This window comes from Gordonia caeni (genome assembly GCF_039537105.1).
Lineage (GTDB): Bacteria > Actinomycetota > Actinomycetes > Mycobacteriales > Mycobacteriaceae > Gordonia > Gordonia caeni.
The window spans coordinates 177,481-199,005 of record NZ_BAAAZW010000008.1 but is presented as its reverse complement, the minus strand read 5'-3'; the positions used below and the strand labels follow the sequence as shown (position 1 = coordinate 199,005).

21 protein-coding genes are annotated in these 21,525 nt (G+C 68.0%); 17 read left to right on the top strand and 4 right to left on the bottom strand.

The window, feature by feature from the left end; all coding sequences use genetic code 11:
- Positions 1 to 3: 3 nt before the first annotated feature.
- Positions 4 to 2,511, bottom strand: a complete 2,508-nt coding sequence (locus ABD732_RS14505; RefSeq protein WP_344784963.1) for an excinuclease ABC subunit UvrA — start codon at positions 2,509 to 2,511, stop codon at positions 4 to 6.
- A 127-nt stretch (positions 2,512 to 2,638) separates the two neighbouring features.
- Between ABD732_RS14505 and ABD732_RS14500 the strand changes: the two genes are divergently transcribed.
- Together ABD732_RS14500 and ABD732_RS14495 are read left to right on the top strand one after the other, a co-directional pair.
- Entirely contained in the window at positions 2,639 to 3,319 is a 681-nt protein-coding gene (locus ABD732_RS14500; RefSeq protein ID WP_344784961.1) for a uracil-DNA glycosylase family protein, read from the top strand.
- 162 nt (positions 3,320 to 3,481) lie between these two features.
- On the top strand, positions 3,482 to 3,937 hold the full coding sequence (locus ABD732_RS14495) for a hypothetical protein (RefSeq protein ID WP_344784959.1): 456 nt from the start codon (positions 3,482 to 3,484) through the stop codon (positions 3,935 to 3,937).
- A gap of 46 nt (positions 3,938 to 3,983) precedes the next feature.
- On the opposite strand, the gene ABD732_RS14490 is transcribed toward ABD732_RS14495, so the two are convergent.
- Positions 3,984 to 5,222 (bottom strand): alpha/beta hydrolase family protein, encoded by a 1,239-nt coding sequence (locus ABD732_RS14490; protein WP_344784957.1) that lies wholly within the window; start codon positions 5,220 to 5,222, stop codon positions 3,984 to 3,986.
- A 25-nt stretch (positions 5,223 to 5,247) separates the two neighbouring features.
- The gene (locus tag ABD732_RS14485) at positions 5,248 to 6,543 is read right to left on the bottom strand and encodes a lipase family protein (protein WP_425553055.1); all 1,296 of its coding nucleotides are present in this window, start codon (positions 6,541 to 6,543) and stop codon (positions 5,248 to 5,250) included.
- Positions 6,544 to 6,806: 263 nt separating this feature from the next.
- On the opposite strand from ABD732_RS14485, the gene ABD732_RS14480 reads away from it, so the two are divergent.
- The 8 genes from ABD732_RS14480 (at position 6,807) to ABD732_RS14445 (ending at position 13,178) form a co-directional block, all read left to right on the top strand.
- The gene (locus ABD732_RS14480) at positions 6,807 to 6,989 is read left to right on the top strand and encodes an antitoxin VbhA family protein (protein WP_344784955.1); all 183 of its coding nucleotides are present in this window, start codon (positions 6,807 to 6,809) and stop codon (positions 6,987 to 6,989) included.
- Positions 6,990 to 7,047: 58 nt separating this feature from the next.
- Positions 7,048 to 7,974: an HNH endonuclease gene (locus ABD732_RS14475; protein WP_344784953.1), complete on the top strand. Its 927-nt coding sequence runs from the start codon at positions 7,048 to 7,050 to the stop codon at positions 7,972 to 7,974.
- A 157-nt stretch (positions 7,975 to 8,131) separates the two neighbouring features.
- A complete protein-coding gene (locus ABD732_RS14470; RefSeq protein ID WP_344784951.1) occupies positions 8,132 to 8,428 on the top strand; it encodes a type II toxin-antitoxin system RelE/ParE family toxin in 297 nt (98 codons plus the stop codon).
- Between the two features lie 29 nt (positions 8,429 to 8,457).
- Complete coding sequence (locus tag ABD732_RS14465) at positions 8,458 to 9,522, top strand: ImmA/IrrE family metallo-endopeptidase (protein WP_344784949.1); 1,065 nt, start codon at positions 8,458 to 8,460, stop codon at positions 9,520 to 9,522.
- A 177-nt stretch (positions 9,523 to 9,699) separates the two neighbouring features.
- Positions 9,700 to 9,882 (top strand): hypothetical protein, encoded by a 183-nt coding sequence (locus ABD732_RS14460; RefSeq protein WP_344784947.1) that lies wholly within the window; start codon positions 9,700 to 9,702, stop codon positions 9,880 to 9,882.
- Positions 9,875 to 11,287 carry an amidase gene (locus tag ABD732_RS14455; protein WP_344784945.1) on the top strand — a complete coding sequence of 471 codons (1,413 nt, stop codon included), beginning with the start codon at positions 9,875 to 9,877 and terminating at the stop codon, positions 11,285 to 11,287. Before ABD732_RS14460 ends, ABD732_RS14455 begins: the two co-directional genes overlap by 8 nt.
- An 89-nt stretch (positions 11,288 to 11,376) precedes the next feature.
- The gene (locus ABD732_RS14450; RefSeq protein ID WP_344784943.1) at positions 11,377 to 11,991 is read left to right on the top strand and encodes an AmiS/UreI family transporter; all 615 of its coding nucleotides are present in this window, start codon (positions 11,377 to 11,379) and stop codon (positions 11,989 to 11,991) included.
- Complete coding sequence (locus tag ABD732_RS14445) at positions 11,988 to 13,178, top strand: ArsB/NhaD family transporter (RefSeq protein WP_344784941.1); 1,191 nt, start codon at positions 11,988 to 11,990, stop codon at positions 13,176 to 13,178. The genes ABD732_RS14450 and ABD732_RS14445 overlap by 4 nt, the downstream gene beginning before the upstream one ends.
- Positions 13,179 to 13,180: 2 nt before the next feature.
- On the opposite strand, the gene ABD732_RS14440 is transcribed toward ABD732_RS14445, so the two are convergent.
- The gene (locus ABD732_RS14440; protein WP_425553059.1) at positions 13,181 to 14,269 is read right to left on the bottom strand and encodes a substrate-binding domain-containing protein; all 1,089 of its coding nucleotides are present in this window, start codon (positions 14,267 to 14,269) and stop codon (positions 13,181 to 13,183) included.
- Between the two features lie 126 nt (positions 14,270 to 14,395).
- Here ABD732_RS14440 and ABD732_RS14435 point away from each other — a divergent pair, with 126 nt between their 5' ends.
- The 7 genes from ABD732_RS14435 to ABD732_RS14405 all read left to right on the top strand — a co-directional run bounded on the left by ABD732_RS14435 (position 14,396) and on the right by ABD732_RS14405 (position 21,387).
- Positions 14,396 to 14,860, top strand: a complete 465-nt coding sequence (locus ABD732_RS14435) for a MarR family winged helix-turn-helix transcriptional regulator (RefSeq protein WP_344784937.1) — start codon at positions 14,396 to 14,398, stop codon at positions 14,858 to 14,860.
- Between the two features lie 259 nt (positions 14,861 to 15,119).
- Positions 15,120 to 15,959, top strand: a complete 840-nt coding sequence (locus ABD732_RS14430) for a mycofactocin-coupled SDR family oxidoreductase (RefSeq protein ID WP_344784935.1) — start codon at positions 15,120 to 15,122, stop codon at positions 15,957 to 15,959.
- 14 nt (positions 15,960 to 15,973) lie between these two features.
- Positions 15,974 to 17,734, top strand: a complete 1,761-nt coding sequence (locus tag ABD732_RS14425) for an FAD-dependent oxidoreductase (protein WP_344784933.1) — start codon at positions 15,974 to 15,976, stop codon at positions 17,732 to 17,734.
- Between the two features lie 9 nt (positions 17,735 to 17,743).
- Positions 17,744 to 18,229, top strand: coding sequence for a nuclear transport factor 2 family protein (locus ABD732_RS14420; RefSeq protein WP_344784931.1), 486 nt, complete (start codon positions 17,744 to 17,746; stop codon positions 18,227 to 18,229).
- Positions 18,230 to 18,280: 51 nt separating this feature from the next.
- The gene (locus ABD732_RS14415; RefSeq protein WP_344784929.1) at positions 18,281 to 18,754 is read left to right on the top strand and encodes a VOC family protein; all 474 of its coding nucleotides are present in this window, start codon (positions 18,281 to 18,283) and stop codon (positions 18,752 to 18,754) included.
- A gap of 284 nt (positions 18,755 to 19,038) precedes the next feature.
- Positions 19,039 to 19,842, top strand: coding sequence for a crotonase/enoyl-CoA hydratase family protein (locus ABD732_RS14410; protein WP_344784927.1), 804 nt, complete (start codon positions 19,039 to 19,041; stop codon positions 19,840 to 19,842).
- A 174-nt stretch (positions 19,843 to 20,016) separates the two neighbouring features.
- Complete coding sequence (locus ABD732_RS14405; RefSeq protein WP_344784925.1) at positions 20,017 to 21,387, top strand: HNH endonuclease signature motif containing protein; 1,371 nt, start codon at positions 20,017 to 20,019, stop codon at positions 21,385 to 21,387.
- The last annotated feature ends 138 nt before the right edge of the window (positions 21,388 to 21,525 follow it).

Sequence of the window (21,525 nt, the reverse complement as noted above, 5' to 3'; positions counted from 1 at the left end):
AGGCTATCTCTGATCGGTCAGGTGTTCGGCCAAGTACTGCGCGGTGACACCGGCTGAGTCGGCGATGACCTCGTCGACCGTGCCGGCGGCGACGATCCGGCCGCCGTCCACCCCACCGGACGGGCCCAGGTCGATCACGTAGTCCGCGTTGGCGATCAGATCAAGATCGTGCTCGATCACCACCACGGTGCCACCCCGCTGCACCAGTCCATCCAGCACCGACAGCAGCGTGCGCACGTCCAGCGGATGCAGCCCCACGGTGGGCTCGTCGAAGACGAACAGCGCGGTGTCCTGCCGGCGACGCAGCTCGGCGACCAGCTTGAGTCGCTGCGCTTCTCCACCCGACAGCGACGGCGTCGCCTCACCCAGCGTGAGGTAGCCCAATCCGACGTCGATCAGTCCGGTCAGCTTCTTACGCACCGACGGCAGATCCTCGACCTGCGGAAGCGCCTGCACCACGGTGAGTGCGAGCAGGTCCGGCAACGCGATCGACAACCTGCCGTCCGGCGCGGGCCGCGTGTGTCGCCAGGCCGACGACGCGTACCGGCGGCCACGGCAGTCCGGACAGTCGATGTCGACGTCGGGCAGGAACTGGACGTCGAGCGAGATCTGCCCGGTCCCCTCGCAGCGCGGGCAGCGCAGCGAACCGGTGTTGTACGAGAAGTCCGACGCCGTCAGACCCTCTTCGCGTGCCGACGGCAGCTGCGCATAGGCACGGCGCAGCTCGTCGAGCGCACCGGAGTAGGTGCCGACCGTCGACCGGACGTTCACCCCGATCGGCGTCGCGTCGACCACGTCGACCTTCTCGATCCCGGCCGGCTCCAGCGACACGACGTGCGACGGCGGTGCCCCGGCCAGTGCCGGAACCAGCGATTCCAGGACCAGAGTGGTCTTGCCGGAGCCGGACACGCCGGTCACCGCGGTCAAGCGTCCCCGCGGGATCGTCACGTCCAGCGGGTGCACCGTATGGACCGCGCTAGTGCGTAATCGCACGGTCCCGTGCGCGAAAACCTCTGCGACGCCGGCCCTCTCGCGAACGACGACCTGCTCCGCGCCGATCAGGAACGGCCCGATCCGCGAGGCCGGGTCGGCCCCCACCTGTGCGACGGTCCCTTGTGCGATCACCGTCCCGCCGTCGGCGCCGGCTCCCGGGCCGATCTCGATGAGATGGTCAACTCCCTGCAGCACCTGCGGGTCGTGGTCGACCATGACCACCGAGTTGCCACCGCCGACCAGGTCGTCGAGCACTCTCTGCAGGCCGACGAGGTTCGCCGGGTGCAGACCGATCGACGGCTCGTCGAGGACGTACAGCACGCCGGTGGTCTCGTTGCGCACCGCGCGAGCCAGCTGCACCCGTTGCCGTTCTCCAGTCGACAGCGTTGCACCGGCGCGGTTCAGCGCGAGATAGCCGAGACCGAGCTCGGTCAATCGGCGCGACATGCCCAGTAGCGTGGCGATGAGCGCCTCGGCCATCGGCTGCAGTTCGGCCGGTACCGCTTCAACGACGGTCGGTGCCCAGTCGACGACGTCGTGCAGGGCCAGCGCGGTGATATCGGCGAGGTCGCGACCGCCGATCTGCGGAGCTCGGGCGGCCGCCGAGAGCCGCGTGCCACCGCAGTCGGGACAGACGTGTTCAGACAGGAAGCGACTGACCCGTGCCAGCCGCTTCTCGGTGTCGGCACGTTTGAGTTCTTCGGTCACCGTGAGCCGGGCGTTGCGGAACGTGAAGTCCAGGTCGTGCACGCCCTTCACGGAGGTGACGGTGATGTGCTTCTTCTCCTCCGGCCCGGCCAGCACGATCTGCTTCTCAGCCTCGGTGAGTTCGCGCCACGGCACATCGGTGCGCACCCCGAACTCGCGGGCGATCTGCGGCTGGACGTTGAAGCCGAACATCTGCCACGGGATGACGGTGCCGTCGTCGATCGACACGTCCTCGTCGCGGATCAGGGTGGCGTCATCCACCTCGCGGACGGTGCCGAGGCCCTCGCAAGTGGGGCAGGCACCGTCGGAGTTGAACGCGAGGGCCTCGGCACCGGGCCCGAAGAAGCTCACTCCGCATTCCGGACACACGATCGGCTCCTCGGCCGCGACGTTCAGCGTCGGCGCCTGCCGGTGCCCGTTGGGGCACAGATGGCCGGCGAGCCGGGAGAACATCAGGCGCAACACGTTCAGCAGCTCAGTGGAGGTGCCGAATGTCGAGCGAGGGCCGGGCACGGCGGGGCGCTGCCGCAGCGCGAGAGCAGCCGGGACGTGCGAGACGCGCTCGACGTCGGCGCGCGGGGCCTGCCCGATCCGGCGGCGAGTGTACGTCGAGAGCGCCTCCAGGTACCGTCGCGAACCTTCGGCATAGATCACGCCCATCGCCAAAGACGACTTCCCCGACCCGGACACCCCGGCGATCCCGACCAATCGGCCCAGCGGAATGTCGACGTCCACATCGCGAAGGTTGTGCACGCGGGCCCCGCGCACCTCGATGCACGACGGCGGTTGACGGTCGGAATGTGCGGACACGGGCGCCCTCCTCGGTTCCAGAATGGCACACGGTCCGGTGGCGACCTCCGTAGTGATCGGGGAGTTCACCGCCAGCGTCCTGGTGGCCTACGCGCAGAATGTCCGAGGGCGGTGAGAAGGTCTGTCCATGACGATCTGGAATCATCACGCGTACGACCGCGGTGAGCTCCTCAGCAAGGTCCACACGCCGGACAACGTCGACGCACGCATGGCCCGGCGCTACGACGGTCACATCGGCGACTTGAACCGGTGGGTCGATGAGATCCGCGGGGAGACAGGGGAATCGATCCCCTACTTCGATCCCGATGCCGCGAGTCTGGGAGTTCGCATCCTCATGCTCTTCCAGGACCCATCCGGTGCCGCCGACGGCGAATCGGGCTTCATCAGCAAGCACAACAACGATCCGACGGCCCGCAACTACTACGAGGCCACCGAGGAGGCGGGCGTCCCGTACGACCTCACACTCAACTGGAACGTCGTGCCGTGGTGGTCGACCAAGAACCCGGAGTTTCCCGGTCGGACGGCGGGCAAAGAGGCACCGCGCGCCGCGCCGTACCTCGCGGAGTTCATCCGGCGGCTCGGTGCGCCACCACGAGTACTTGTCCTGTCGGGCAACGACTCTCAGAAGGCGTGGGATCGCATCGCGACGAGGATCGATCCCGTGCTCACCGCCGACACTCGGATCCTCCGCTGTCCGCACCCGGGTCCGATGTCGTACAACGCCGTCAACCGCGCCGATGGCCGCAAGAATCGGGAGCACATCGCCGAGGTGTTCCGTTCGGCCACCGAGTTGGCTCAGACCGAGTAGTCGAATTCGTCGTCTTCGTCAGTCGTGGGCCGCTTTCACGATAGTGTCAGCTTTATACCACTTGACCGAAGGGCTTGAGGCGGCGTGAAACGCAGAGGTACAGGAAGTCGACGAAGACAACCGAAGTCCGGCGCTACTTCTCCTGCCACAGTTCGCATTCGAGTGCCGATTCTTCCGGCGTTCGACCGCAACACGGCCCACCCTTCCTTCCTCAAAGGCGTCGAGAACGGTGAACTTCCCGAATCTGTTGAAAGTGCCGTAGCTGAACTCGAAAGACGCCTTAGGGTCACAGCGATAGACGCTCACACCGAGGGGCGAAAGTACGCCATCCTGCGCTACCTCCTGGCACAGAAATCACCGGCGGCGATAGCTGCGCTGGACCGGTTCTCCTTCGTGAAACCCAGGATCGTCCGGCGCACCTCGGTAAAGCCGAAACAGAATCCTGCCAAGGTCAAAGTGACGCATTTGAGCAAGCGCCGACGTCGCCGTGACCCGAACAGGATATCCAACCGATCCCCAGCCGAGAAGACACCGCTGTACGAGGACTTCGGACACCGCGCGTGGAGTCCCGAAATTTCGAGTGGTGCCGTCGGGCTCGGCAGGAATCGGCGCCACTGACCCTCCTAGCGTCGAGTCGGCACTCGCCAAGGCTCTGACCTGTGGATCACCTCGACAGCGCCGCGTCGAGCCAGGCGAACATGCGCGCGTCGATGAGCTGACGTGCCATCGGCTGGCAGTGGAAGTCGGCTCCCTCGGCCGCGGTGAACGGCACCAGTTCGCTCGGCCCGCCGCAGGCGTGGGCGAGCCGCTCCGACTGCCCCGGCCAGAACTGTTCGCGTTCGGGGTCTGCGAGCAGCAGCGGCGTGGTGCTCTGCGCTGCCTCGGCGTCGGAGAGCGTGTAGCGGTGCACTTCGGTGAGGGTGTCGAAGTAGCTGTCCTTGCCGTACGGCCGCGCCCGGAACCGCCACGTCCGGGCGGTGGCCGGCGAGAACCGCATGCCGATCCCCATGTCGTGGTCGAAGGACTCCTTCTTTCCCGCCCGGAACAGCTTCAGCAGCGGTGACGGAATGTTGTCGGTCCACGACGCCGACACGTCCATCACCCCCGGATCCAGCACGGCGGCGGTGAACCGATGCTCGAACGCCAGCGCCCGCGCCAGCCAGAAGCCGCCCTGGCTGATCCCGTACGCGGCGAGGCGCCGGCGATCCACACCCGGCTGGTCCAGGACGAAGTCGACCACCGGCGTCAGCACCGCCTCCCAGTCGGGGCGGAACCCGACCCCGTGCTCGAACAGCATCGACTGCTGTCCGGGACCGTCGAACATCAGCACGGTGTAGCCGCGCGCGAGCGCCCCGGCCGCCCCGTTCGACCACAGCCCGCTGGTCGCACCGTCACTTCCGTTGACCATCACCAGGGTCGGCCGCACGGCCGCGTCGCCGCCGCTCCGGAACAGGTAGCCGGGCAGCGTGGTGTCCTCGTACGGGATGTCGACGCGCTCCACCTCCACCGCGGCGGTGTCGACGAATCCGTCCCAGCACGACCGCTGCAGCCGGAACGTCGGCAGCAGCTGAGCGTCGGATTCCAGGGCGCCGGCGGCGTTCACGGCCACCCCCAGATAGGTCGCCGCCCGCAGATACGACGACGCCGCGCTCACCGTCCGCCCGGCCGCCGACTCGGCGTCGGCCAGCGCTCGCACCCGGCTGCCGGTGGCCAGCCAGGCCTCGAACCAGCGTTCGTGATCGCCGTCGGCGACGTCGTCGATGGTCGCCAGCACCTCCCCCGCATCGGCGGCGCCGTGCGAGGCGGCTCCCAGCGCACACCGCACCTCGTAATCGAAGTCGGCGCTGCGATAGAAGCCCTTGCTGAAGGCGCGATGCGCTCGGACGGAACGGATCTCGGCCATGGGAAGCCTCCTTGCAAGTGAGTCGTCAGGGCACCGGGACCGGTGCGAGGGAGTTGCCGCGCCCCACGACCGCACAGTTCGACGACGGCCGCGCCCCGGCGAACCGATCGGTGAGGAATTGAGCGGCCTGCGCCTGGAACGGGATGAACGCTTGGCCGTGGGCCTGCCCCGCGTACCGCGCATAGGTCACCGCGGTGCCGCTCCGGCAGTACTTGTGCGCCAGCCCCTCGACGTCACCGGTCACCATCAACCCGTCTCCGACGGCGTCGACCTGCCCCACCCCGAGCAGTACCGGGGTCTCGGGGGCGCCGGCGGAGCCCATGATGTTGTCGTTGATGGCCCGCACCACCGGCGCCACCTGCAGCAGCGAGGTGTACGGCGCGCGCACCATGTCGCGGTTGGTCAGGCCGGGGTACTGGGCGGCGAAGGTGTTGATGCACTGGGAGCTGACGGTGCGCACGATCTTCTTGCCCCGAGGCGAGAGGAAGGCGCCGGTGTCGAAGCCGTAGGTGCGCTGATAGGCGACGACCAGCGCGGGAATCACCCCGGCCCAGCTCTTGCTGCCGCTCACGTAGGGCAGGTTGTGCGCCAGATGAACCGGTAGCCCTCCGGCCGCCGCGCCCACGACGTTCAGCTCGGGCGCATAGTCCGGGGCCACCTCGGCGCCCCACTGCGTCGGCACCGAGCCTCCCGAGTATCCGAGGAGCCCCACCGGCGTGGACCGCGGCATCTGCAGCACCCGCTGCGCCGCGCGGACACCGTCCAGCGCCGCATACGCCGACTGCCGGCCGATGGTCCATTCCTGGTCCCGGCCCTCGTAGTCGGGGACGACGATGTCGTAGCCGGACGCCAGGTACCCGCTCATCACGCCCTGTTCCAGGGTGCCGAGCGGGCCGGGAACCCCGGCACCGGTCAGCGTGTACGACGGATCGCACTGCGGCCCCAGCGCGTCGTAGGCCATGTGGAACGACAGCAGCTTGGCCGGTCCCGCCACCGGCGAGCGCAGGACGGTCCCGACCGCGGCCACCGGGGCGCCGTGCTGGTCGGTCGAGCGGTACAGCACCTGGGTGCTCGAGACCGGCGCCAGGGCGCCCCGGTACCCGTAAGTCACCGGCCGGGTGCGCAGGACCGTGCCCGGTTTCACCCCGTCGAGCGGCTTGTCGTAGCGGTAGAACGGATCCGCCGACGGCGCCGGCAGCGCCGCCGAAGTCCCCGGCCATGCCGCCGCTCCGGCAGCGACGAGCACCGCGATCACCAACAGGATCACCGCAGGCCGGCCGCGCACGCGTGTCGCAGTGTCCTCAGGCGTGCACGTCCGCATGGATTCTCCGATCTCCGCGGTGGGTTCTTTCTACTCCCGCGCAGCCCCGAGCGGGGAACATCGGCGCAATCACGTGGCGCGCGGTGCCGATCACATGAGGATGGCGGCCTGTCGCAACGGCGGAATCTTTGTCGGCACCTCGATCTACTCTGGTTCATGGTTCCTCGACGCTTCACACGTCTGGGGCCGGCACAGCGAGCACGCACATGCGGCCTGCACTGCGAATATCCTTTGGATACAGTCAGCGTGCGAAGGAGCTAGACATGAGCGAGCTGCAGAAAGCACAGCGACGTGTCCGCACCATCCGTGCGATACGGCGTAGTTCCGAGCTGGAGGGCGCGCGAAGCACCGACGCCACTCGCGCCGACCAGCTGGCGTACGCCCGAGGGGCGATCTCCGTGATCGAACTCGGCGAGCGGGTTCGAAGCCGACATAACCGCGAGTAGCCCACGTACATCGAGCTTCTCGTCATAGACTGCACCCAGAGAACGAGGGGGCGGATACGTGGCGGCCTACGTGGGGGTGACCGACCGCGATTGGTACGAGTTCCTGTTCGAGACCGGTCCGCTTCACCCTGAAGTGAACTTCTGGTTCCCGAGTCCGAAGCAGGGCTTCAAGGCCGTTCGTGTGGGCGAGCCGTTCGTTTTCAAGACTCACTACGGCCGTTCCCCCACTTCTAACCGTCTGGTCGGAGTCGGACTGTTCTCGGGATTCGCTCGTGCCACCGTCAGCGAGGCATGGAGTCTTTTCGGAATCGGCAACGGCGTCGAATCAGTCGATATCTTGCGACACCGGATCGAGCACTACCGCAAGCAGAAGATCGGCCCTCTCGAAGACCCGGAGATCGGCTGCGTCCTGCTACATGATGTCGTCTTCTTCGCCCCGGACGAGACCCTTCCGGCACCCGACGGCTTCGCCCCGAGTATCCAGCGCGGCAAGATCTGGGACCTCGTTGGTACCGACTCTGTCGTCGAAGCGGTCCTGCGACATCAGATCGCGGTGGACCAGGCGCAGATTCTGTCGTTCGGGCCGACTACGGGAGCCCCCGTACCGACTGTGCCAAGAATCGGACAGCAGGCTTTCAAGGCAATGGTCGCCGAAACGTACGGTCACCACTGCGCGATTACCGGAGAGAAGGTCCGTCCCGTACTGGAGGCCGCGCATATCCTCCCCGTCGCGGCCGGCGGCATGCACCGCGTCGACAACGGACTACTCCTCCGTTCTGACGTCCACACATTGTTCGACCGTGGCTACATCGGCGTCGACACCAAGTACCGCCTCCGTGTCAGTCCTGCCCTGAAGAGCCAGTTCGGGAACGGCGATTGGTTCTATGCCCGCGAAGGGATGACCCTCGACGTTCCAACGAAGCGCGCGCAGCGGCCCAATCGGGGGTTCCTGGAGTGGCACAACGACGAGGTGTTCCTGTCCTGACCCCTTGACGCTCACACCCCATCGGCCCAGGGCGGACGATTGTCAGCGGTCGGTGCAATCATTCCGGCTGTGCCACACATCCCTGCAGTGCACAGTATGAACGTCGCCCCGTACGAGCGCTCACACCTGGCATCATTGTTACGATTTAGGTAACATCATGGAACTGCGGTACCAGAACAATGAACTCGAACGACGGTGCACCGACGCACGTTACATGCAGCGCAAGCTCGGCGTACAGAAGTCGAAGACCCTGCGCCTTCGACTCAATGAACTGCGCAGCGCCGACGACATCAGCGACCTCCTAGTGTTCGCCGGCAAATGGGAAGAGCTGAAAGGCGACCGCGCGGGGCAATGGTCCGGTCGCCTGACGGGAAACTGGCGACTCATCGTGAAGCCCGACGACGGGGCGATCACAGTCCTCGTTATCGAAATCGTCGACTACCACAAACGCTGACCACGCAGAGTCACGAAAGGAGCACCGACATGATCACCCTGCCGAACTACGCCGTCGCCCCCGGGGAGCACGTCGAGGAATGGCTCCACGAGAACGGGATCAACGCCGCCGAACTGGCACGTCGCCTCGACGTCACCCCGAAGCATGTCTCCGAGCTGCTCTCCGGCAAAGCTCCACTGTCGGCCACCGTCGCGCTTGGCCTCGAGCGGGTGACTGGTATCCCCGCCCGGATCTGGAACAACTTCGAGGCAGGCTACCGCGAGGACCTCGCGCGACTGGCCGAGGAAGACGAGCTCGCCGCCCAGCACGCGCACGCCAAACGCTTCCCGCTCACCTACCTGCGCAAATGGAAGTTCATCACTGCACCCGCACGCGATAAGGCAGGTACGGTGCGCGACCTTCTCCCCCTCCTCGGAATCGGTCACCTCGACGCCTTCGACGCCACCTGGACACATCCCAAGGTCGTCTATCGCAAAGCGATATCGAGCGGGGACAAGACCTACGAACGAGCGACGTGGCTCGCGCTCGGCGAGCGGCAGGCCCACCTCGCCGAACTTGCCGACTTCGACATGCCCGCACTCGCAGCACTGATCCCACAGTTGCGTGCGCTCACGGCACGGCCGGACCCCGCCGCCGCAATCGTCGAGGCGCAAGAATTGCTACGCGATGTCGGCGCCGCGTTGTGCTTGATTCCGCCGATCCCGGGCTTCGGCGTCCACGGCGCCACTCGCTGGATTGCAGGACACCCGGTCATGCAACTTTCTATGCGTGGCAAGACCGACGACCAGCTGTGGTTCACCCTCTTCCACGAACTGGGTCACGTACTGCTGCACAGCCACAACATCCTATTCCTGCAGGGCGCAGGCGACACCGCCGAAGACGAAGCCGATGAGTTCGCCGCAACCACCCTCGTGCCCGTCGAGTTCCGTAAGCGGTTGCCGACGAGCCGCAACATCGCAGCGATCCGCGATCTCGCCGCCGAATTGGGCATCGCACCGAGCATCGTGCTCGCCCAGGCACAGAAGCTGACCACCGACTACGCGTGGGGCCATCAACTCAAGACCACGCTCGAGTGGGACGACTCCACGAGCTAGTGTCCCCGCCGGACCGACATTCCGGCCGTCACCTCACCCTGCAGGTCAGCACCACTTCTTCCGGGCATTCCTAGGCGACTTTCGCCGAACCGTAGACAACGTGAGCGACATCACCTACTTTTGGAGATGTTCCATTTGGAACTTTTCCAGATGATCACGAATCGAACGGAGATCACGATGACGCTGTCAATCAAGGACGTGCTCGCCGCGAAGGGGCTGCACCCCGACGCCGACGAGCTCGCCCGCATCGAATCCACCTGGGCCCAGTTCGGCGAACTCCGCCGAGACCTGGAGACCATCGACACCGCGGATGCCGACATCGCGCTCCGCAACATCCCCGGAGGCGATCACAATGGCTGACGAACTTCTCAACCAGTCCGCGACCGCCGTCGGCGAACTGATCCGCACCAAGCAGATCTCTCCCGTCGAGGTGACGCGCCGCGCCCTCGAGTACGCGCACGCCAAGAACGACGTCATCAACGCCTTCGTCAGCTTCCGCGACGACGCGGCCATGGCCGAGGCGGAGAAGGCCGAGAAGGAGATCGCCGCCGGCGAGGTCCGCGGCCCGCTGCACGGTGTGCCGATGGCTCTCAAGGACAACCTGTACGTCGCCGGCGAGGTGACCACCATGTCGTCGAAGATCCACGGCGACTTCGTCTCCGAGCACGACGCCACCGCCGTCGCCAAGCTGCGCGAGGCCGGGGTCGTCCTGACCGGCAAGCTCAACATGCACGAGTACGCCTGGGGCATCGACAACAACAGCCCGCACTTCGGCCCGGTCCACAACCCGTGGGATCTGGACAAGGTGCCCGGCGGCTCCAGCGGCGGCTCCGGTGCCGCGGTGGCCTCGGACATGTCGTACTCGACGCTCGGCACCGACACCGCCGGATCCATCCGGATCCCGTCGGCGGCCAACGGTCTGGTGGGCCTCAAGCCCACACACGGCCGCGTCGCCAAGTTCGGCTGCTACCCGCTGGCCTGGACGCTCGACCACATCGGGCCGATGGCCAAGACCGTCGCCGACGCCGCCGCCATGCTGGGGGCCATCTCCGGTTTCGACCACCGCGACCCCACCTCGGTGGACGTCCCGGTCGACGACTACCTGGCCGACCTGGGCGGCGACCCGAAGGGGCTGGTGATCGGCGTGGAGGAGGACTACTTCTTCCGCGACGTCGACTCGGAGATCGAGCGACTGGTCCGGGCCCGGATCGAGGACCTGGTGTCCCGCGGCGCCACGGTGAAGAAGGTGCAGATTCCGTCCCTGCGGTATTCGGAGTGGACGGAACTGGCCACCAGCCTGTCGGAGGCGTCGGCGATCCATCACCAGGACCTGATCGACCGTCCGCAGGACTTCGGCGCCGACATCCGGTTCCTGTTCTACCTGGGTGAGCTGTTCTCCTCCGTCGACTACCTGCAGGCGCAGCAGGCCCGTCGCCAGATCAAGAAGGAGTTCACCGCCGCCCTGGGCGACGTCGACGTGATCATGGCGCCGACGCTCCCGGTGATGGCACCGGACATCGGTTCGGCCGTGGCCGATCTGAACGGTTCGCCGGTGGATCTGGTGCAGGCCTTCATCCGGTTCACCGGGCCGAGCAACCTGACCGGTCTGCCCGCCCTCACCGTGCCGGCCGGCCTCAACGGCGACCTGCCGGTGGGACTGCAGATCATCGGCAAGGCCTTCGACGAGACCACGCTCCTGCGCGTGGGCGGCTACGTCGAGGAATCCGATCCCATGCACGGCCGGCGCGCGCCGAACGCCGCCTGACCCGATCCCCGCGGGCGCGCCCCTCCGCGCGCCCGCGGGGCCCTCGTCGGCACCCGTCCGGCGTTCTCCACCCTGCCGAGAGAGAAACCATGTCCAGTCTCGCCTTGTTGTTCGTCGGAGCCGTGCTGCTCGTGAACGGACTGGTCCTGCTGGGCCGCATCAGCGCGCGCGCCGCGGTCCCGATCAACCTCATCACCGGCGCGGGCCTGGTCACCGCGTCCCTGCTCATCGCCATCCCGGCCGGCGGCGACGCCCGCCTGGCCCTGTTCGGCGCCGTCGGCTACAGCCTGTTCGGCGTCACCTATCTCACCGTCGCCGGCGGCACCCTGCTCGGCGCCGACGGCACCGGCCTGGGCTGGTACTGCGCGTGGGCCTCGGCCGTCGCGGTGGTGCTGGCCGCCATCAACTTCACCGCCGGAGATGCGCACATCGCCTGGCTGTGGTCGGGTTGGGCCGTGCTGTTCTTCGCCTTCTTCCTCTCCTGCTGCACGGCCGATCCCCGATTCGACGTCGCCGCCGGAGTGGTGGCGATCGCCCAGTCGGTCACCACCGCGTCGATCCCGGCGCTGCTGATGATCGACGGCTCGTGGACCGACCTGCCCGTCGGCTGGGTCGCCGCCGCCCAAGTGGCCGGCGTGGTGCTCGCCGTCGCGATGGCCGCCCGCCCCCGTCCGGCGGAGCGTGTCGAACCAGCGACTGCATGACACGACGACGACTCGTGCCGCTCATCGCCGCTGGTGCGGCGGTGAGCGGCCTCGTCGTGCTGTCGCCGGCGGAGGCCGGCGCCCTGGCCGTCCGGCTGGCGCCCGTGCTGCTGTTCGTGGCGGCGATGTCGGTGGTGGTGAACCTGGCGGCCGCCGCGGGCGCCTTCGACGCGGTGGCCGGGTGGGCGCGCCGGCGGTCGTGGGGCGGGATGTCGGCGCCGACCGCGGCCTGGTGCCAGATCGTGGTGCTCGCACTGGTCTCGACGGTGTTCCTGTCCCTGGACACCACGGCGATCCTGGTGACGCCGCTGGCCGTGGCGCTCGCCCGCCGGGGCGGACTGAGCCTCTGGGCGGCCGCGCTGGCCGTCATCTGGATCGCCAACATCGGCTCGCTGCTGCTGCCCGTGTCGAATCTGACGAACCTGCTGGCCGCCGGATCCGGTGTCTTCGCCGGCCCCACCGCCTACCTGACCGCCGCGTGGCGGCCGGCACTGGTGGCCGCCGGGGTCGCCGTCGCCGCCTCCTGGATCGCCTACCGCTGGTCCGCCCGCACCCACGACGACGAAGCCGTTGCGACACAGCCTGATCCGGCATCCACCGTCGTCGATCGGCGCCTGCGCGCCAGCTTGATCACCCTCGGGGTCCTGCTGCCGCTGCTGGCCACCCCGTTCCCCTACTGGATCTCGGCGACCCTCGCCGCCGCCATCCTCGTCGTCGTCACGGTCCGGGCCGGCGGGACCGGCGCGACGCAGTCCCCGGCGATCCGGTGGGCGTCGCTGATTCCGTGGGGGTCGCTGGCCTTCGTGACGGTGCTGTGCGCCGTCGCGGCGATCGCCCACACCGCGGGCGCCCTCGACGCGATGGCCGACGCGCTGGGGTCGCGGCAGGACTCGACCGCCGGTCTGCTGGCCATCGCCGGGGTCGGTGCGGCGACGTCGAACGTGGTCAACAACATTCCGGCGTTCCTGGCGCTGGAGCACGGCGTCGACACTCCGGGTGGCATGCTCGCGCTGCTGGTGGGCGTCAACGCCGGTCCGATCATCATCCCGTGGGCGTCGCTGGCGACGCTGCTCTGGCACGACCAGCTGCGCCGATCGGGAGCTTCGGTGTCGTGGCGGTCGTTCATCGCCGCCGGGTGCGTGCTGGCACCGGTCGCCGTCGTGCTGCCGGTACTAGCGATCGGCTGACGTCAGAGGGTTTCGAGCACCTCGAAGTCGAAGACGTCGGCGCGCGCCAGGTTCACCGGCTGGATCGCCTGGTTGCCGACGAAGCGGACCACTCCGCGCGGGCCGGTGAAGGTGAGGCCGTCGATCACGCGATCGAAGTCGCTCACCCCGACCCCGCCGGACTTCTTGGCCAGCTCGGCGAGGGTCTGGATTCCCTGGTAGCACGACTGCGCCATGTTGTTCAGCGACGGCGCCGACGCTCCGCGCGAGGAGACGTAGCGTCCCAGGAAGTCCAGCGCGTTCGCACTCGTCAGGCTGCTGAAGTACGAGGCCGAACAGTACAGGTCGCCGGTGGCCTCGGGGCCGCTGGCCAGCAGCATGCTCTCGTCCATGAGCGGGCTGTAGCGGGTGATGCGTTCGGCAAGACCGGCTTCGGCGAACGACCGGTTGAAGGCGACCGCATCCTGACCTACCAGCAGCATCAGGACCGCGTCGCAGTCGCTGGCCGCGACCGCGGCCGGCAGCCGCGGGTCGGAGCCGTGGCCCATCGGCACGAAGGTGGTCCCGACGATCTCCACGCCGAGCACCGAGGCGAAGTCGATCACCTTCTGCAGTGAGCGCACCGGCCAGACGTAGCGGGCTCCCACCACGTGCCAGCGCCGGATGCCGAGGTTGTCGCGCAGCCAGGTGAGTGCCGGGAAGATCTGCTGTTCGGGCGTCTCCCCGCTGCAGTAGATGCCGCGGGCGTCCTCGCCCCCTTCGTACAGGGACGTGTACACATACGGGATCCGGCCGCGCACCAGCGGACCGAGGAGCCGGCGGATCGACGAGATGTGCCAGCCGGTGATCGCGTCGATCCCGGAGGTCTCGATCAGGCGGCTGACCTGGGCGACGACGGCGTGCGGCGACTGACCGCCGTCGATGTAGACGATCTCCACCTTCCGCCCGTTGATGCCGTCACCGCGGTTCAGTTCATCGGCGGCCATCTCGCAGACGGAGATGCACGAGGGGCCGAAGATTCCACCGGTCCCCTGCAGCGGGATCACCATGCCGATGCGATAGGGGTCCGGACTTGCCGACGAAGTCTGCGGCAATGCGGCCTCCTCCCTCATTGCACGGGTGCTCACATCTGAGATGAATTGCGATCCACCTCACTGGAAAAGCGGTGCTCCGGTATTGTATGCTTTCAAATGGTTTTATTTCAATAGTGGGATTTCATGTGCGCGACGGGAGGGGACATGAGCGAGACCCGAGGTGACGAGGCATCGGGCACCACTGCCATCACCGCCCCCGCCGGCCTGCTGAAAGCCCTGGTCCTGCACGGCCATCGCCTACAGAACGCCGTCTCGGCCGTCGGCGCCGCCCACGAGCTCACCGCCGACGAGTGGCTGATCCTGGATGCCTTGAGCACGCACGATGGTTTGTCGATGTCCCAGGTGTCCGCGCTGACCCTGTCGTCCGGCGCCTCCCTGACGCGCGCCGTCGACCGACTGGTCACCCGCTCGCTCCTTTATCGCACGCCCAGCCTCACCGACCGCCGCAAGGTGGAGGTGCGCATCAGCGACCTCGGCCGCTCGCTACACGGGCAGATGACGAACGAACTGGCCGAGATGGATCGCGCACTCCACTCCGACCTCGCCGACGCCGAGGTCGACCCGGATGCCGTCGCCGCCCTGCTGACCGGACTCACCGAACCGCACTGACGCCGACGCGTCGCCCCACCGGATTCTCCACGCCCGCCAGGTCAGGCGGGCCTTTCGTCGTTTCCGAGGCGCCGCTGACGATCGCCCTCAACCGGCCGCGCCGGTCTTTCAGGCACGCCGAAGCCGGCAGTGATGTACACCATATCCTCCTCTCGATGTGACGTTGACAATAGTCCGAATGATGATAATAATTCGGCGTGAAGTCAGCATTCGTCATCCGAACGGATGAACGTCATCCCCGCAGAGAGGACTCGGCACCATGGGCAGGTTGGACGGCAAGGTCGCCTTCATCACCGGAGCAGCGCGCGGACAGGGACGCAGTCACGCGGTCCGGCTGGCACAGGAGGGCGCCGACATTCTGGCGCTCGATCTGTGCGCCCCCGTCCCCAGCGTGGAGCGTCTGTACCCGGGCGCCTCCCCCGACGACATGGCCGAGACCATCGACATCGTCAAGCAGTTCGGCGGGCGGATCGTCTCGGCGACCGCGGACGTGCGCGACTACGAGGCCGTCGCCGAGGTGGTCGCCAACGGCATCGCCGACCTGGGCCCGATCGACATCGTCAGCGCCAACGCCGGCATCTTCATCTTCGGCGACCCGACGCACGAGGTCACCGAGGGCGACTGGCGCGACGTCCTCGACATCAACCTGACCGGCGTCTGGCACACCTGCAAGGCCGTCGTTCCGGGGATGATCAAGGCGGGCAACGGCGGTTCCATCGTGATCACCAGTTCCACCGCCGGCATCAAAGGGACCCCGAACGTCGCGCCCTACACGGCCAGCAAGCACGGCGTCGTGGGCCTCATGAAGACGCTCGCCCTCGAACTGGCCCCGCACTCGATCCGGGTCAACAGCATCCATCCCACCGGGGTCAGCACCGACATGATCCTCAACGAGCCGACCTTCCGGCTGTTCCTGCCCGACGAGGAGCACCCCACCAAGGAGCAGGCCGCCCCTGTCTTCACCACCACCAACGCCCTGCCGGTGCCGTGGGTCGACCCCATCGACATCAGCAACGCTCTGCTCTTCCTCGCGTCCGACGAGGCCCGCTACGTCACCGGCACCGAACTCAAAGTCGACGCCGGCTACTGCATCAAGTAATCGAAAGGCCTCTGATGACCGACACTCTGGTGACCCCCGACGTCACAGACGACGCCACCGTCGCCGCCGCCTGGGCCGAACGCTTCACCGCCGCACTCGAATCCGGCGGGAGTGAGGCCGCCGCACTGTTCACCGACGACGCCTGGTGGCGGGACCTGCTCGCCTTCTCCGGCGACCTGCACAGTCTGCAGGGCCGCCCGGCGCTCGGCGACCTCCTCGCTTCGGCCCGCGGAACGCTCCGCAGCCCGGTCGTGGTCGCGGCCCCCGCCGACTTCGTCGCGATGCTGCCGACCGCCGACGGCGTGATCACCGCCTTCCTGTCCTTCGAGACCGCCGACGGCCGGGGGCAGGGACTGGTCCGGCTGGTCGAGTCCGGCGGCCAGTGGCTCGCGGCATCGTTGTTCACCACCCTCGAGGACCTCACGGAGCTGCCCTTCGCCGCCGGCCGCAACCGGCCCGACGGCAACCCGACAGACGGCCGCACCTGGCACAAACGTCGTGCCGCCGCAGCGGAACTGGCCGACGGACAGCCCGACGTCCTCGTCGTCGGCGCCGGGCACAGCGGCCTCGGCCTGGCCGCCTACCTCGGCGCGATGGGCCTGCGGGTTCTGGTCGTCGACCAGGAGGAGCGGGTCGGCGACAACTGGCGGCGCCGCTACGACTCGCTGGTCCTGCACGACCCCGTGCACTACGACCAGCTCCCCTTCTTCCCGTATCCGGAGACCTGGCCGGTGTTCACCCCGAAGGAGAAGATGGGCGATTGGCTCGAGCTCTACGCCTCGGCGATGGAGATCGACGTCTGGTGCTCCACCACCGTGGCCGGCGCGGTCCGCACCGGCGACCAGTGGGAGGTGACTCTCCAGCGCACCGGTTCGGACGGAGAGACCACGGCGCAGACGGTGACACCGGCGCACGTGGTCCTGGCGACCGGCGTGAGCGGGACGGTCCCGCAGATCCCCGACATCCCCGGTGAGCTCGACGGCCCGGTGCTGCATTCCAGCGAGTACCGCGGCGGCGGCTTCGGCGGCAAACGCGTCGTGGTGGTCGGCACCGGCAACAGCGGGCACGACGTCGCCCAGGATCTGGTGGACCACGGCGATCAGGTGACGCTGATTCAGCGCGGCCCCACCTACGTGGTCAGTTCCGGCGCGGTCACCGAGATCATGATGGGCGCCGCCTATTCGGACACCTCTCCCCCGACCGCGATCTCGGACTACCTGGGCGCGTCGTCGCCGCACCTGTCCGACGCCACCACGGCCGGACTCCAAGCGGCTACCGGCGCGATGTCCGAGTACGACGCCGACCTGCAACGCGACCTTGCGGCGGCGGGCTTCGCGCTGTCGTCGGGCGAGGACGGCACCGGCTCCATGCGACTGTTCCTGGGCCGCGGCGGCGGGTACTACATCGACGTCGGCTGCAGCCGGCACATCTGCGACGGCACCATCGCCGTCCGCTCGGGCGTCTCGGTGGCCGGGTTCGACGGCGCCGAGGTGGAGCTGTCCGACGGCTCGCGGATCCCCGCCGACGCGGTGATCCTGGCGACCGGTTTCAGCGGCATCGAGCACACCGCACGAGCGATCTTCGGCGACGAGATCGCCGACCGCTGCGGCCCCGTGTGGGGTCTCGACGACGAAGGCGAGCTGCGCGGGATCTGGCGGCGGACCGGCCAGCCCGGCTTCTGGTTCTCCGGCGGCAATCTGGGCCTCGCCCGCTTCTACAACCGCTACCTGGCCCTGGCCATCGGCAAGCAGATCCTGCAGAACACCGAACGATAGGAACCGACCATGACCATTGACGAACTGCTGGAGATCGAAGCGATCCGCCAAGTACGACTGGCCTACTCCAACTACTTCGACAGCCAAAACGCCGACGGTCTGCAGAGCCTGTTCTGCGAAGACGCCGTCTGCGAGTTCCCCGAACAATTCGGCGGGAACTGGGTGGGGCGCGAGACCATCCTGACCAACTTCACCAACGAGTTCAGCAAGATCGGCGAGCCCTACGACTCGATGCACGTGGTCACCAACCCGTGGATCACCGTCACCGGCCCGGACACCGCGCACGGCCGCTGCTACCTGATCGATCTGCTCACCCGGCAGCAGGCCGGGACCGGGCACTACACCACCGTCGGCGGACACGGCAATCCGCTGCTCTTCCTCGGGATGTACGAGGACGAGTACCGCAAGGTCGACGGCCGGTGGCTGTTCTCCAACATCCGGCTTCCGTTCTTCTGGCCGGACCGCACCTTCGAGCAGGTGCGTCGCCCCGACTGAGCCCGCCCCCTGCGTCTCCGGCACGAGTTCTCACAGATTCGAGGAATCACGTTGTACAAGAACACTTTCCAGGTCGCCTGGATCACCAACGACGTCGAGCGGGCAGCGAGAGTCTTCAAGGAGGAGCAGGGCGTCGACCTGGCGGTTTTCCGGGGCTTCTCGCTCGACGTCTTCGACGGGGATCCGCTGGTGATCGACGTGGCGCTCGGCTACGTCGCAGACGTGCAGTTCGAGATCATCGAACCGGTCTCGGGTCCCACCGACCTGTACACGCGACACCTGCCGGCCAGCGGCGAGTACGTCCTCAAGTTCCACCACCTCTGCAATCGGTTCGACACGGTGGACGAGTACGAGAAGGCGCTCGCCGCCGACCGCGAGCGAGGAGTGACGATCGCGGTGGACGGCAGCTTCGGCGAGAGCGGCCGTTTCGCGTACGCCGACACCCGCGACACGCTCGGCGTGTACCAGGAGTACGTGGTGCTCGATTCGGACATGAGCTTCCTGGACTCCCTGCCGCGCAACTGAAGTCGCGGCGATTCGCCGATCTTTCATCTTCTCCGCGGGACCGTTCGCGGTCTTCGCCCAGCGGATGAGGTCGGCGTTTCGCTGGGTGGTGGTTCGTGGTGCGACGGCCCTCGACTCCCGTCATGACCCAGATGGCCGCAACACCTCTCTGCGGGAACAGAACCCTCTAGGGTCGGTAGAAACCAGATGTCTCGTGAGCCTTGCCCAGACGCTGGATCGACCAACCCCGGCTGCCCTGGAGCTTACTGGCCGTTGCCCTGCCCCTGTCGTCCCGAGGAGTGACCATGACCGAATCAACCGACCACGCCGTTCTGGTGGAGCAGACAGGCCACGTCCGCACCCTCACGATCAACCGGCCGGACGCGAGGAACGCGATCAACAGCGCCGTCACCGATGCACTTGGGATCGCTTTGGAGGCCGCAGACCTCGATCCCGACGTGCGGGCGATCATCCTCACCGGCGCGGGCGACAAGTCGTTCTGCGCCGGCGCCGACCTGAAGGCACTCTCCCGCGGCGAGAACATCGGCGCCACCGACCCGTCGCACAACCGCTGGGGCTTCGCCGGAGTCGTCTCCCATCCGATCAGCACCCCGCTGATCGCCGCGGTCAACGGAACTGCGCTCGGCGGCGGTACCGAACTCGTTCTGTCCTGCGACCTGGCAGTCGCCGCCGACGGCGCCTCATTCGGGCTGCCCGAGGTCAAACGGGGGATCTTCGCCGCAGCCGGCGGTGCTTTCCGCATCGTCGAGGCGATGCCGAGGAAGATCGCCATGGAACTGCTGCTGACCGGACGTCCCATCACCGCCGCTCAGGCACTGGAGTACGGACTGGTCAACCGCGTGGTCCCCCAGGTCGATCTGCTCGCCGCCGCCGGAGAATTGGCCCGGGAGATCGCGGAGAACGCCCCGCTGGCGGTGCAGGCGTCCAAACGCCTGGCCGTCCGTCTGGCCGACGGCGAGATCGCGGGCGAGAGCGAACGCTGGCGCGCCAACACCGACGAGCTCGGCACGGTCTTCTCCAGCGCCGACGCCATGGAGGGCCCGTTGGCTTTCGCCGAGAAGCGTGCGCCGGTCTGGCAGGCGCGGTAACCCCCCAACTCTGGACCCCGGTGACCACCGGCCCTGACCACCGCACCAGCGGCCCGACGGTTCCCTCAGAACCCTCCAAATCTGGGTCTCGAAGTTTGGCGTATTCGAACATGTGATCTATCTCTTTGTGGCCTTATTCTGGAATCAGGAAACAGCAGAGAAGGGGCCCTCACCGTGGACGCTGCCATCCTCACCCGACTCACCGACGACCTGATCGACGACCTCTCCCCGACCACCGACCTCGACGGCGGCGCGCCGCGCGACCGCACGCTCGGCGAACTCCTCAGTGACCCGCGGCAGGTGTTCGACGAGCCCGACATCCTGGCCGTCGTGGTCACCGCCGTGCGCCTGCGCAACGTGGCCGAGTATCTGATCGCCACGAGCGTCGCCACCGCCGAGCGACTGGGCATCCCGGCCCGCAAGCGCCTCAAGACCGGCGCGGATCTGCTCACCGCGATCGGCGTCGCCCCGTCGGCCGCCTACCGCGCCGCCCGGGTCGGCCGCGCGGCCCACACTCTGCCCACCGTCACCCACGCCCTGCGTGACGGCGCCCTGGGCATCGAGCACGCCGACGCCATCGGCAAGGGACTAACCCACATCACCGACCGCGTCGAGCTCGACGACGACCAGCGCACCGAGATCGTCACCTCGCTGAAGATCCAGACCAGTCCGGCCGCGATCGCCCACCGCGCCCGCGAGATCGCGATCACCCTGGCTCCCACCGAGCCCGCCGCCGACCACGTCCCGGTCGCCGAGAACTACGACCTCAACGACATGACGCTCCACCAGAACGACGAGGGCCGGATCGCCGCCACCCTCGACCTCGACGTGGTCACCGGCGAAGAGCTCCAGGCCGCCCTCGACCCGCTGTGCCGTCCGGTCCCGCTGCCCGACGGCACCCCCGACCCGCGACCGCCCAGCCGCCGGCGCGCCGACGCCCTCGGCCAGATCATCCGCACCTACCTGGCCGGCTCCGAACGCCCCAGCTCCGGCGGCGTGCTGCCGCACGTCACCCTGATCCGCCCCGCACGGATGTGGCTGCCCGAGGCGACCCTTACCGCGATCCCCGAGGGCGGCGCCCACCCGAACGACGCCGACACCCTGGGCTTCACCGGCCCGATCACCGCGGCGACCGCCGACATCCTCGCCTGCGACGGAGCCCTCACCGACGTCCTGGTCGACGCCGCTGACGCGCCCCTGGACGTGGGGCGCACCCAGCGCCTGTTCCCGCCGGCCATCCGCCGCGCGCTCGCCGTGCGCGACCGCGGCTGCGCCTTCCCCGGCTGCGGCCGCCCCGCATCGTGGTGCGACGCCCACCACATGGACCACTGGGAGGACGGCGGCAGCACCTGCGTCGACAACGGCGTCCTGCTCTGCCGCATGCACCACACCCTGATCCACCACACCGGCTGGGAGGTGTTCCTCGGCCCCGACCGCCACCCGTGGTTCACCCCGCCCCTGGACCCCGAGCACCCGCGCCGCCACCGCGAACCGCTCCGCTCCCAGGCGCGAAGGACCATGACCGACCTACCGCACGCCGCCTGACGTCCCTCCGTGGAATCCGCCGACCGTCGTCCCGTACGCGACGACACCCACCTTCCGAGAGCAGCACATCACGTTCGTCCGCTCACGCGGACTCCAGCTCTCCCCTCACCGGGAGGGTGCACGTTCTTTGAGAACTCC

Bases quoted from the DNA above. Each gene is read 5' to 3' on its own strand.
- ABD732_RS14500 (WP_344784961.1), top strand. From the start codon at position 2,639: ATGACGATCTGGAATCATCACGCGTACGACCGCGGTGAGCTCCTCAGC.
- ABD732_RS14490 (WP_344784957.1), bottom strand. From the start codon at position 5,222: ATGGCCGAGATCCGTTCCGTCCGAGCGCATCGCGCCTTCAGCAAGGGC.
- ABD732_RS14485 (WP_425553055.1), bottom strand. From the start codon at position 6,543: ATGCGGACGTGCACGCCTGAGGACACTGCGACACGCGTGCGCGGCCGG.
- ABD732_RS14480 (WP_344784955.1), top strand. From the start codon at position 6,807: ATGAGCGAGCTGCAGAAAGCACAGCGACGTGTCCGCACCATCCGTGCG.
- ABD732_RS14470 (WP_344784951.1), top strand. From the start codon at position 8,132: ATGGAACTGCGGTACCAGAACAATGAACTCGAACGACGGTGCACCGAC.
- ABD732_RS14465 (WP_344784949.1), top strand. From the start codon at position 8,458: ATGATCACCCTGCCGAACTACGCCGTCGCCCCCGGGGAGCACGTCGAG.
- ABD732_RS14460 (WP_344784947.1), top strand. From the start codon at position 9,700: ATGACGCTGTCAATCAAGGACGTGCTCGCCGCGAAGGGGCTGCACCCC.
- ABD732_RS14455 (WP_344784945.1), top strand. From the start codon at position 9,875: ATGGCTGACGAACTTCTCAACCAGTCCGCGACCGCCGTCGGCGAACTG.
- ABD732_RS14450 (WP_344784943.1), top strand. From the start codon at position 11,377: ATGTCCAGTCTCGCCTTGTTGTTCGTCGGAGCCGTGCTGCTCGTGAAC.
- ABD732_RS14445 (WP_344784941.1), top strand. From the start codon at position 11,988: ATGACACGACGACGACTCGTGCCGCTCATCGCCGCTGGTGCGGCGGTG.
- ABD732_RS14440 (WP_425553059.1), bottom strand. From the start codon at position 14,269: ATGAGGGAGGAGGCCGCATTGCCGCAGACTTCGTCGGCAAGTCCGGAC.
- ABD732_RS14435 (WP_344784937.1), top strand. From the start codon at position 14,396: ATGAGCGAGACCCGAGGTGACGAGGCATCGGGCACCACTGCCATCACC.
- ABD732_RS14430 (WP_344784935.1), top strand. From the start codon at position 15,120: ATGGGCAGGTTGGACGGCAAGGTCGCCTTCATCACCGGAGCAGCGCGC.
- ABD732_RS14425 (WP_344784933.1), top strand. From the start codon at position 15,974: ATGACCGACACTCTGGTGACCCCCGACGTCACAGACGACGCCACCGTC.
- ABD732_RS14420 (WP_344784931.1), top strand. From the start codon at position 17,744: ATGACCATTGACGAACTGCTGGAGATCGAAGCGATCCGCCAAGTACGA.
- ABD732_RS14410 (WP_344784927.1), top strand. From the start codon at position 19,039: ATGACCGAATCAACCGACCACGCCGTTCTGGTGGAGCAGACAGGCCAC.